The 11,831-nt window shown below is 38.3% G+C and carries 10 protein-coding genes and 2 tRNA genes; 5 read left to right on the plus strand and 7 right to left on the minus strand.

Features of this window, described 5'->3' with window-relative positions; all coding sequences use genetic code 11:
- Positions 1 to 30 precede the first annotated feature (30 nt).
- Genes ACOVO2_RS06665 through ACOVO2_RS06675 form a run of 3 tightly spaced genes read right to left on the minus strand, consistent with a single transcriptional unit; the run spans position 31 to position 5,148 of the window.
- A complete protein-coding gene (locus ACOVO2_RS06665; RefSeq protein ID WP_421769223.1) occupies positions 31 to 2,178 on the minus strand; it encodes a hydantoinase/oxoprolinase family protein in 2,148 nt (715 codons plus the stop codon).
- A 38-nt stretch (positions 2,179 to 2,216) separates the two neighbouring features.
- The gene (locus ACOVO2_RS06670; protein ID WP_421769224.1) at positions 2,217 to 3,512 is read right to left on the minus strand and encodes a citrate transporter; all 1,296 of its coding nucleotides are present in this window, start codon (positions 3,510 to 3,512) and stop codon (positions 2,217 to 2,219) included.
- 34 nt (positions 3,513 to 3,546) lie between these two features.
- Positions 3,547 to 5,148, minus strand: coding sequence for a DUF4127 family protein (locus ACOVO2_RS06675; RefSeq protein WP_421769225.1), 1,602 nt, complete (start codon positions 5,146 to 5,148; stop codon positions 3,547 to 3,549).
- Positions 5,149 to 5,436: 288 nt separating this feature from the next.
- Here ACOVO2_RS06675 and ACOVO2_RS06680 point away from each other — a divergent pair, with 288 nt between their 5' ends.
- Together ACOVO2_RS06680 and ACOVO2_RS06685 are read left to right on the plus strand one after the other, a co-directional pair.
- Positions 5,437 to 5,670, plus strand: coding sequence for a hypothetical protein (locus ACOVO2_RS06680; protein WP_421769226.1), 234 nt, complete (start codon positions 5,437 to 5,439; stop codon positions 5,668 to 5,670).
- A 100-nt stretch (positions 5,671 to 5,770) separates the two neighbouring features.
- A complete protein-coding gene (locus tag ACOVO2_RS06685; protein WP_421769227.1) occupies positions 5,771 to 6,922 on the plus strand; it encodes a glycoside hydrolase family 10 protein in 1,152 nt (383 codons plus the stop codon).
- A 67-nt stretch (positions 6,923 to 6,989) separates the two neighbouring features.
- Here the strand turns inward: ACOVO2_RS06685 and ACOVO2_RS06690 are convergent, their stop codons facing one another.
- The 4 genes from ACOVO2_RS06690 to nudK all read right to left on the minus strand — a co-directional run bounded on the left by ACOVO2_RS06690 (position 6,990) and on the right by nudK (position 9,358).
- On the minus strand, positions 6,990 to 7,955 hold the full coding sequence (locus ACOVO2_RS06690) for a sodium-dependent bicarbonate transport family permease (RefSeq protein WP_421769228.1): 966 nt from the start codon (positions 7,953 to 7,955) through the stop codon (positions 6,990 to 6,992).
- Positions 7,956 to 8,304: 349 nt separating this feature from the next.
- A tRNA-Pro gene (locus ACOVO2_RS06695) sits at positions 8,305 to 8,381 on the minus strand.
- Positions 8,382 to 8,499: 118 nt separating this feature from the next.
- Positions 8,500 to 8,587 (minus strand) — tRNA-Ser (locus tag ACOVO2_RS06700).
- 192 nt (positions 8,588 to 8,779) lie between these two features.
- Positions 8,780 to 9,358, minus strand: coding sequence for a GDP-mannose pyrophosphatase NudK (gene nudK, locus ACOVO2_RS06705; protein ID WP_421769229.1), 579 nt, complete (start codon positions 9,356 to 9,358; stop codon positions 8,780 to 8,782).
- A gap of 55 nt (positions 9,359 to 9,413) precedes the next feature.
- On the opposite strand from nudK, the gene ACOVO2_RS06710 reads away from it, so the two are divergent.
- The 3 genes from ACOVO2_RS06710 to ACOVO2_RS06720 form a co-directional block, all read left to right on the plus strand.
- Positions 9,414 to 10,163: a DeoR/GlpR family DNA-binding transcription regulator gene (locus tag ACOVO2_RS06710; RefSeq protein WP_421769230.1), complete on the plus strand. Its 750-nt coding sequence runs from the start codon at positions 9,414 to 9,416 to the stop codon at positions 10,161 to 10,163.
- A 28-nt stretch (positions 10,164 to 10,191) separates the two neighbouring features.
- Positions 10,192 to 10,470, plus strand: coding sequence for a hypothetical protein (locus tag ACOVO2_RS06715; RefSeq protein ID WP_421769231.1), 279 nt, complete (start codon positions 10,192 to 10,194; stop codon positions 10,468 to 10,470).
- A gap of 531 nt (positions 10,471 to 11,001) precedes the next feature.
- The coding region (locus ACOVO2_RS06720) for a carboxypeptidase regulatory-like domain-containing protein (RefSeq protein WP_421769232.1) at positions 11,002 to 11,831 on the plus strand (830 nt) is incomplete at its 3' end.

An 11,831-nucleotide genomic window follows, 5' to 3' on the forward strand; every position in this document is an offset into this window, starting at 1 on the left:
TTATTACGCTTCTTTAGCTGTACCTATCAATTATTTCACCGAAGCTACAATTACAATTGGTGTATCTTGGGGTAAATTTTCGAGTTCGGTTTTTGCCAATGCCAGAGCCTGTTCAACTTCGGCAAGGCCAGCTAAGTTGATAATTCTCGCTCCAACCAATAAGTGAATATCGGGCAAACTTCTTCCAGCGTCGCCAAAATCAGTCAAATCATTGATAAGATTTTCTAATGAACTGAGAGCATTTGCTACATCGGTCGCTTCTACCAAAGCATTGCTTCTTTGTAGTCTCACAACACCTGTTTTATCAATGATTCGTAAAAGTTTTTGTCTAGTCTTAAATAAACCAAACAACGATTTTATTTCTTTGTCGGCCGTAAAAGCCATCAATGAGGTTGTTTTTGCGGCTAATTTTATTATCGATTCGGGCAATTGCATCGAGCGTGATGCCACAGCCCTACAATCATCGAGCGTGATGATTTTGGCAGCAATATCTTCTTTTCGAAGCTCAGTTGTGCCAAAGGCTGTGGCTTTCACCACATTTCTTCGTGTATCAACTTCAATCTGTACTTCTACCGTTTCGGGAACTGCACCAATTTTAATAACCGCCTCTGCTGCTTCTTTTCTTATTGATAAAATATCTTCAGGAGTTGGTTCAACTATGTTTCGTTCGATGGTATCTCTCACCATTGCCAAAGCCACTCCAATTGTCGAAATCACTTCCGCTTTTTTGGCTAATCTTGCCGAAATTCCCATTAATTCACCCGTATAAAGCACCAAAGAAGCTGCTCCGCCTCCACCACCAATCAACTCAACGGTTTGGCGGTCTAATTGGTACTCCACAATTAATTCTTCGAGTTGTTTTACGACTTTACTGCACGATATTTCCAAAATTTCACGGGCGGTATCTTCAACAGTTTTACCAATTTTATCGGCCAAAGGTTTAAAAGCCAACCTTGCTGCTTCTTTGTTTCCCTTAGCAAAAGCAGTATCGGGGACAATTCCTAATAGATTGGCTGCACAAGTGGGTGTAAGCGAAAAGCGTTGACCCGAGGCAGTTTCAATAGCCGTATAATCATCAACATCCTTTTCGGTTGGTCGTAAATGTATCAGTTTAGCATTTTCAAATATTTCGGGCTTCTGAAAACACGCATAATGCAAGCCGGCAATATGTGCCGAACGAGAGCCCACATCGACAATTTTCCCATTGGCTTCTCGAATCATACTTCCCCCAGCAATAGCCAGAGTTCGTACATCCAACGTATTTAAGTAAGTACGATGCCCACCTACCCTGGCAGCTTTGGTTTGGGGTTGCCCATCACGAATCACCGAAATATCGGCACTTGTCCCACCCACTTCAATGAAAATACCATCAGAAACCCGCTCGTGCATCAAAGCTCCTGCAATGCCCGCAGCAGGCCCAGAGAGCATTGTCATAATAGGTCGGCGATGCACCTCTTCGACACTCATAACACCTCCATCCGACCGCATAATCATTAATGGGGCAGTAATACCTGCACGCTTTACGCACTCATCGGTCATGGTTGCAGTATGAATCATTTTAGGCAAAATGGCACCATTAATGACAGCCGTTCGGGTGCGAGTTCGTAAACCGTAAAGGCTCGAAACTTCGTGGCCAGAGGTAACAAACATACCCATTTCTTCGGCTATTTTACTTATTAGCTCTTCATTTTGGGGTTTATCAACGCCAAAAGCTTCTGAACCAACTATTACCTCTACATTCTTTTCTTTGAAAGCTGCTATCTGCCGAATTACCGTTTGTTCTTTTAAGCCTTGGCCCGAAACAAAGGTATGTTCGATAGTCAGAAAACGATTAGGTGCTAATTCGATGGTGGGTATTTTAGTATCAATTTTTGCTTTTATTCCCTCTAAGCCACTACCTAAACCAATAATTCCGACCTTAGCTACATCGCCTTCTAAAAGAGCATTTGTAGCTTGTGTGGTAGAATGAGCAATAAAAATGACTTCATTGGGCAAAATACCCAACTCAGCTAACGCCCGATTGATTGCATTGATAATTCCCGCAGCTACGCCTTCTTCTGAGTCATGGGTTGTGGGTACTTTCAACTGCGAAATCACTTCTCGGGACTGATGGTCAACTACAACTACATCGGTGAAGGTTCCTCCTACATCAATACCAACTCTTACTTGTCTTTTCATTTTACCTAATTTTAGTCGATTTCGCTCAATTTTCTCAATTACAAAAACATTAGCACTGAAATTACTAAACCAGTCAAGCAAACAAGCATCATCGGAAGTAGGGTTTCTTTGGTAAAATCTTCGACTTGCACACCAACAAAATTGGCTATCCAAACACTATGTGTATTGGTTGGATCGCAGACGTTTTGTACTTGTACCACGCACATGATGGCTGCCAGTAGAGCCAAAGACGGCAAAACTGCGGTTCCGAACATGATAGTAAATAAGCCAATACCGATACCGAAAATATTGAGTGGGCCACGATATAAAGCCAATGGTGAGAGCAATCCAAAAAAAGCAATATAAAACAGCGTGGACTGAAAAGGCAACGAAAGAATGAGCGGTTCGAGTGCAGTTTTGATAAGTGGTAGGTTGAGTGCATTTAGTAGCATCCCGATTCCCATCATCAGAATTGCGGCTGGAGCTCCATCTTCAATCCCCTTAATGGCCGAAGAAGTAAGGGTTTTAATGGCATTTCGCCAGTTAGTTGTGCATATGCCATACAAAGAACCCAAAATAAATGCAGCAATAAAGTCGAGTTTAAGACCAAAATAATTGAATCCAAAAAACAAAACTAAAGGCACAATGGGTGTTAGCAAGGCGAGAGTCGGTACTTGCTTGTTTTTATCTCGTTTCAATAATTCATCTTTTGAAACTGCCGACATCAAAAGCATTTCGCCTGAGCGTTTAGCTGCAATAAGAGCATAAGACACCACCATTATGAGCATTAAACCCAATAAAATAAATGCAAAAGTAGAGACTTGAGCGGGTAATGCCTCGGTTTCGGTCAAGCCCAACAACTGGCGATAGAGAGTAAATAAAATCGGATTAAAGATAAAACCTGTTGCAAAAGCCAGAATAAAGAGCGTACCTGCCAGTTTCCGAGGAATACCAAGGCTCATCATGATTGGCAATACCAACGAGCCGACCGTGATAATTGCCCCTAAACCTTGCAAAGTCGTGAATAAAATGATTGTAACAGCCATTAAACCAAACGATACAATGAGCGGTTTTTCGCCCCCAAACTCAGCCGCTCGTTTGATAATTTCTTCGGCAATACCAGTTTGAATCAATACCCGCCCCATCATTGCTCCCATAAAAACCGATACATATACCGATGTAAGTTTGAGCGAACCCTGAGCAATAATCTGATTCAACAAAGCTGGAATAGGTAATTTTGCGAGCAAAGCAATCAAAATTGCCATGGCAGGCAATGCCAATAAAGCGGGTATTTTTCGCAAAAACATTAGGCCTGCAAAAAAAGTAAATATGATAAGTAAACCGAGTGCTATCATTGTTTGGTGATGACGTACATTTAAAAATAAAAGCTTATTTAGGCTGTGCATTTTCGTTGGTTTTTACGATTTGGCAATCAATTTCTGCCTCAAACGCACGATTCCAAGGTAAATCAAAACTCAACGACCCCACTTTTAAATGCTTTATATGTTTTGGATAAAAATTTTCTACTGTTTTTATAGCGATTGATTCCAACTCTTTCTTACAAAATTGCTCTGTTATTTGGGTTTGTTGGTCAGTTAAGCGAAAGGCATTCCATTGGTTTTCACGAATCATTTTGGCCGCCATTGGTCGCACAATTGAGTGATAGCTGTAATCATCCAACAAGCGATTCATCATAAACCAAGTTTGTGCATTGGCCATTCGAGTAGCTATCTGTTTCTGCGGATGCAGTTTAATCACCGATTTAGAAACACCATACAATAGGCCATGTGGCAAGGCTGTGCCGATTACGTTTCCAGCTGTATTCCAAGAAGCATAACCATATGTTTTTGAGAAAATATTCTCTTCTTTTAATGCTTCCGTGAATGGAATATCGCCACCCTGAACATCACCGATGGGGTCGATATCAGCGATGATGATTCCTTTTTTTTCCTGCTTAGAAAACGCAATAATTTCATTTGCAAAGGTCTTAGCTCTTCCTTCCTCTTTTCTTGAGGTAAATACAAAAAAGCCAATATCAGCATCTTTCATGTCATTTACTTCTCTCGCTCCAACCGCCTTTAGATGAAAGCTAACGGTCTTACGCAAGGGTCGGTCTTCAAAAGGCATTTCTTTATCTGCCATCGTTTCTGACGAAAAAACTGCCTTGATTTTTGGTCGATAATTGTATTTATCTGTCACCGAACGTGCCAAAAGCAACATCGAAACTTCATCAGCTCCAGGCTGAATGGCTATTCTGGAACTTAATCCGTTACTAGTTACAAATTTGGTCAGCGTCTCACGGTCTTTAATATGTACACCCTTGGGTTTGGCATCATCTTGCGATAAAATCAAATAATCAAAAACATTTTCCTTGGCTAATTGAGCGGCATAAAGATTTACTTTCAAGTTTCGTTCACGTGCTGCTTTATAATTTTCCAGTGCTTTTTGCGGAATCTCCGTTTCAAGTTTTTGAGTTAGTGATTTTTGATTTTCATCGGGTGAAACCTCTGCCCACTTGGCAAGTTTTTCACGATATGCTTCATTTTTCCCATCGCCTGTTGGAGCTAAACGCATAATTACGCTTGACCCGTATATTTTTATCTTTGGAGACTTTCTCCGAATTGCTTTCACAATCTCTACTCTTTTTAGTGCCTCTTCAAGTGGCGTTTCGTGAACTCGTGAGGCCACCAAGCCTCCGTAAGCAAGCATATCCATCGAAATAATGGCGGCATCGAATGAGTCTATTTTCTGAGTGTCAATCCATCTAATTATCTCATCTGATTTTCCGTAATCGAGGAATCTACCGAGCGTTTCACGGGGTGGGCTAACTAATGATACATCACCCACAAGACCCATTTTAACTGGGAATTGCAAACAAGGTGGTCGGTCATCTAAAGGAATCAACAAAACCCTTGCAGAGTAATTACTCTGCGAGAACACCGATGATACTACACAAAACAAAGTAAGAAGTAATAGGGCTTTTCTTTTCATATATAAAAGATGCTGGGCTGCGGTAAATGGCTCTGTCATTACGCTAAAATCAAGATTTTTTGTCAGAATAACTACTAAGCCAATGAATGTTTGAACAAATGTGAGAAATAATTTTATTTTTTTAATAATCTTTTATAAAATTTTTATATAAGTTTGTATAAAACTATAATTAAACCATAAAACATTCTCTAACATTAATAAAAAACAGGCAAGCAAAAGAAAGAATGTATTCAATTATGTAAGGCTTATCAATGTATGAAATTTAAAAAAAACTACTTGTAAAAAGTTATGAAACAAAAATCTCTACTCACAATCCTTTTTTCCTTAATGGTAGTGCTTGCCCTACAAACCCAGCAAAGGATAGTAACAGGAAAAATTATCGACAAGGCCAGCAATACTGCATTGCCCAATGTCTCTATTCTTGAAAAAACATCGGGCAAAGGAGTAATATCTAATACCGAGGGAGACTTTGAGCCCTTCTCCTTTGAGGATAAGGTCGGGCTGCCTATGTGGTTGGAATGAGGTGAACAACATTCGGTAGTTTTGCAGAATATTATTTGGTGAGTTATTCTTCTTAGACAGCCTCTTTTATTCTCAGACTGTCGCAAATACAACATCAACTATGCTACTAAAAGTAAAGAGATTTTTCTCAATCATTCTATCTATTGGTGTAATCACCGCAATTCAAAGCTGTAAAGCACAAGAACAAAATAGTAGCCCCACGCCAACTACTCAGCCCAAGACAGTTTCGGGTGTGAAAGGTGTTTGGCTGACAAACGTTGTGAGCCAAGCCCTTTATACCAAAGAAGGCATTAAACAAGCCGTAGATTTGTGTTCAAAAAGTGGCATCAATCATATATTTGTGGTTACTTGGAATAAGGGTCGCACACTTTACCCAAGCAAAATCATGAATGATTTATTCAAGATTCCAATCGAAGAAACATTAGCTGGTCGAGACCCACTAAGAGAAATCATCGACGAAGCTCATGCAAAGAATATCAAAGTATATGCGTGGTTTGAATATGGTTTTGCAGCTGAAAACAGTGGCTTTGGCGAGCATATCTTACGCATTAAACCTCAATGGGCATCGCTCGATAAAAATGGAAATATCACAACAAAAAATGGTTTCAAGTGGCTCAATGCCCTCAATCCCGAAGTACAAGATTTTATGCTTTCTTTGCTCAAAGAGGCCGTAGTCAATTATCCAGATTTAGATGGTATTCAAGGCGATGATCGCCTGCCAGCTATGGCGGTAGAAGGTGGGTATAACCCCGAAATACTCAGCCAATACAAAGCCGAAACGGGTTCGAGTCCATCGAGTGATAAAGAAGAAAATTGGGTGAACTGGCGAGCCAATCGACTCAATAAATTCATGGAGAAGCTTTCCGTTGAACTAAAGAAAATCAACCCTAAAATTGGCATTTCTATGGCTCCGAGTATTTTTCCGTTTGCCAAAACCGAATATTTACAAGATTGGCCTACATGGGTAAACAATGGCTGGGTAGATATGATTTGTCCGCAAATTTATCGATACGATATTGTGGCTTATAAGGCCGAATTAGCCAAAATCATCAATACTCAAATCAATGCCGACAAAGTAAAATTACTCGCACCGGGTGTGTTGCTAAAAGTAGGCACATACAAACCTACCTATGACTACCTTAAGCAAATGATTGACGAAAACCGTAGAAATAAAATTGACAATGAAGTGTTTTTCTTTTATGAAGGCTTAAAGGATAATTCATTATACTTCACAACTGAATATGCTAAATAAACCTAAATCAATAAATATCAACTAATAAATGCACTGCGAAGCTATCAATTTCGCAGTGCATTTAATATTAAAACCAGTTTACAATCAAAAAATAGAGAGGTAAACCAACTGTAATATTCATTGGAAATGTAACTGCCAATGCCATTGGTAAATACAAACCTGGATTAGCCTTAGGCACTGTTATTTTCATTGCTGCCGGTACTGCAATATACGAAGCACTGGCCGCCAATACAGCAAATATAAACCTATTTGTTACATCGGATGTAACCACAGAACTTAAGATTGCAAAGGCACAACCATTTATCAGCGGAATAAACAATGCAAAGGCAAACGGAAACATCCCAAAGGAGAAAAATGACTTCAACTTTCTTCCACTTACAATACCCATATCCAAAAGGAAAATAGCTAAAAATCCTTTAAATAAATCATTGGTAAATGGCTTAATACCTTCGGCTTGTTTTGCATTAGCTAGAAAACCAATTACCAAACTTCCAAGTATCAACAACACACTTCCATTGGTAAGTGAATGCTTGAGTATTTCTGATAATTTTATATTTTTCACTGAACTTTCTTTATCAAATAATGAAATCAAGACCAAACCAATGATAATTGCTGGTGACTCCATCAAAGCCATGATAGCAACCATATAGCCGTGTATGTTCAGTTGTTGAGATTCAAGATACGAAGAGGCTGTTACGAAAGTAACGGCACTCACTGAGCCAAAAGCTGCTGCAATTGCACCAGAATCATAGACATTTAGCTTTCGCTTTAGGATAAAAAAAGTGTACAAGGGAATCACTAATGAGATACCTATACCAAGCAGCATCGACCAAACAATTTCACTCGTAAACGACTCATGAGAAAGTTCTTGCCCACCCTTGAAACCGATAGAAAATAATAGATAAAGTGAAATAAATTTTGATGAATTGGGTGGTATTTCTAAATCGCTTTTTAAGTAAACGGCTAAAATACCTAAAACAAAAAACAATAGAGCAGGATTACTTAGGTTTTCAATGAGTAAATTAAAATTCATAATCTTCGATGTAAAATAAGGATTTTGTATTGTAGGTCAAAAATCAATATACAAGTGCATTTACTTACTTATTAATTTCGGAACACAAAATTCGGGAATCTTTTTTATAAATAATTATTTATATTTTCAATAAAAATCATAAACAATATTTATGCAAATTTTCCAAAATTACATACTTATTTGATTATTAAATACTTACACCACCTCATCGCACCAATGTAATCAAAAAATAAGGGCACCCAATAGGGCACATTTATTATGAAATGATATGGTTTGAAATAGCTGAAAATAAAAAAAAAGCCTCAAAATCATACAATTTTGAGGCTTTTAATGCTACTTTTTACTTATTTGGTCGGGGTGGCCAGATTCGAACTGACGACCTTCTGCTCCCAAAGCAGACGCGATACCGGGCTACGCTACACCCCGAACGGGTATTTCCCGATTTGGAATTCTCTTGCGAGGTTGTTTCCGTTTGGGAGTGCAAAAGTAGAAATTATTTTTTGTATTTCAAACTTTTACACAAAAACTTTTTTAAAGTTTTTTGCGGAGAGGGCGGGATTCGAACCCGCGGTACGCTTTAGACGTACGACAGTTTAGCAAACTGCTCCTTTCGGCCACTCAGGCACCTCTCCATTCCCGTTTGGGAGTGCAAATATAAAACACTCTTTTTAATTTTTCATAAACCTAATGCCAAATTTTCTGAAAAAAAATAAACTTTTTTTTAGCTCTCACCTAAACTATTGTCTTTCAGGCATTTAGGCCAGACTATTTAATTGGCCTCAAAAAATATTTTTCAGGATTTTTAAAGTGCATCTAACCAAATTCTAAAGCAAATCATTGATTTTGGCATATTGAAGCAACATTATTGTTTTTCCATCTTTTATTTCGCCCGTATTTATCATTTCGAGTGCTTTCTGAAAATCAATTTCCAGCACATCAATGTTTTCTTGTTCGTCTTCTGCCCCACCACCTTCGTTAACTTTCATTTCTTTTGTATAGGCTGCAATAAAAAAATAAAGTATTTCGGTTACTGAGCCCGGCGACATATACGCTTCAAAAACTTTTTTTACTTCGCCGATTCTATAGCCCGTTTCTTCTTGAGTTTCTCGTCGGATACAATCTTCGGGATTATCTTTATCCAACAAACCCGCACAAGCTTCAATCAACATTCCCGATTCATTCCCGTTTATGTAGGTGGGCATTCTGAATTGTTCGGTCAGTACCACGGTTCTACTTTCTTTATTGTAGAGCAAAATCGTCGCTCCGTTTCCTCGGTCGTATGCCTCACGGGCTTGGGTTTGCCATTCGCCTTTATGATTGCGGTAATCAAATATTATTTTCTTCAAGACATACCAATTATTGGAAAGCACTTTTTCTTCTATAATTTTAACATTCGGATTCATAATGATTATTTATGATTAATTTTGATTATATTTGAACAAATATTCATAAAAAGAAATGAGTTATCAAAGCAGGAAGCAGAAAATATTAAAAATTGTAGAAGAACAAGGCGAGGCCGACGTGAAAGAATTGGCTTTAAAAGTAGAAACCTCGGAAATCACGATTCGCAGAGATTTGGCACAAATGGCTGCTGATGGGTTGATTTTTCGCACACATGGTGGTGCAATGAAGCTTAGTTTGGCGAATATTCCAGCAAGTTTTGAGCAAAAAATTGCTGCCAACATTGAGCAGAAAGACTATATTGCCCGACTGGCCGCACAAGAAATTCGAGACGGAGATATAATCTTTATGGATTGTGGAAGTACGGTTTTTAGGCTGTGCCAATTCATCAAAAACAAACGAATAAAAGTCATAACCAATTCTTTACCAGTTGTTTATGAGTTATCAAACACCGAAGTTTCGATAAATCTGATTGGGGGCGAACTCGACTCCAAACGCCAAGCGATTCATGGACAAATTGCCGTAGAACATATCAGACGCTACCAAGCCGACAAGGCATTTATGGGTGTCGATGGTATTTCGGCTGAGAATGGCCTAAGTGCGGCCAGTGAAAAAGAAGCGGAGATAACGATCGCAATGGCGGCAAATGCTCGGCAAACATATCTGTTGTGCGATTCGAGTAAACTCGGAAAAGATAAGTATTTGAAGTTTGCCCCAATAAATATCATCCAATATTTGGTTACAGATGCACCCCAAAATTTAATAAAACCCTTTATGGATATAGGTTTGAATGTGATAAATGAGTAAATTTGATTTTACCTAAACCTATAAAAACATGAAAATAGCCACTATTATCTTAAATGTCCTATTACTATTAGGTCTTGTTCCTGCCATTATGGGAGCCATGACTTCTCCTATGATTTTTGATTCTGGCCAAAATCCCAACCTTTGGCGAGTTTTTATAACAATGCTGGCCTTGCCGGTGGTCATTATCATCTGCCAAATTATTTCTTGGATAGCTTATTTTCGTCAAAAGTATGATTTTGCCTTCAGAATGAGTATCATTCCTTTGGTAAACCTCATATTACTTATCATTTTTATGTTCTCGATGTAAACTTGATTCTCAAAAAAATTTCCGAAACGGTGGGTTTATCCCACCACTATTCACCTTCTTGATTAATATCTACGTTTTTTACCACTCACTCAATTTTCTTAAATTTTCTTAAAAAAAAATTCTGCTTTTAAAATATTGATACCTTTGCCTCGTTATCAACTAAACACTTAGTTACTTTTCCTATACACAATAACCGTCAAACACTTTTATGAAAAAGCCACTACTTTCATTCAATTCTCGTTTTCGTTTATTTTTCTTTTATTCATTTATATCACCACATCTTATTAGTTATTAAGAAAACCTCGCGTTTTATCACAATTTCTCATCGTTTCAGCACACTTTTATTTTCTTAATTGGCATTTACAATAGTTTTACGAAAAATTTACGTAGTCGATTGTAACTTTTCTTAGCCAATCAAGTAAGTTAGCACAAAGAAGAAATGTATTATTGACACCAATAGTGCAACACTTCGAAAAAAATTACGACTTATTAAAAACAAGTTCCACCACCAAATTATTAAAAACACTTTTTATGAAAAAAGCTATTACTATTACTTGGGCAATACTATGCCTATTACTGCTTGCGTATGGAGCTGCATTTGCTCAAAATCCTGCTAGAATTTCGGTTAAAGGAATTGTCATCGACTCATCAAGTACTACTCTCCCTTCGGCTACTATTATGTTGCTTACGCCCAAAGACTCTGCTTTGGTAAGCTACGGACGCACCGAAAACGATGGCCAATTTGAAATCAAAGGCGTAAAACGTGGCACTTACTTATTAAAGATTTCGTACATGGGCTATTTGCCTTATCAGCAAGAGTTTACACCAGCCGAAGGTGGGGTAACTGACTTGGGTAAAATTCAGCTAAAACCAATCATGAAAGAACTTTATGAGGTTGTTGTACGAACAGCTAAAGCTCCGCTGAGTATCAAAGGCGATACGGTCGAGTATAATGCTGCATCATTTAAAGTGCCACCTGGCTCAACGGTAGAAGATTTACTCAGAAAACTCCCAGGCATGTCGGTTGACCAAGATGGAAATATCAAGGCCCAAGGACAAGACGTAAAACGTGTAACGGTTGACGGTAAACAGTTTTTTGGTGGTGATACCAAAATGGCTACCAAAAACTTATCGGCAGAAGCTATCAAGAAAGTACAAGTGTTTAATGATAAAACCGAGCAAGCAAAAGCCACTGGTATTGACGATGGCAAGAAAGAAAAAACCATGAATTTGGAGCTAAAAGATGAATTTAAAAAAGGTGGTTTTGGAAAAGTTACGGCTGGAATTGGCGACAAAGAACGCATGGAAGTAAAGGGAAATTATAATAAATTCGACCAAAAGAACCAGTTTTCGTTGATTGG

The organism is Emticicia sp. (genome assembly GCF_049241225.1).
Taxonomy (GTDB): Bacteria; Bacteroidota; Bacteroidia; order Cytophagales; family Spirosomataceae; genus Emticicia.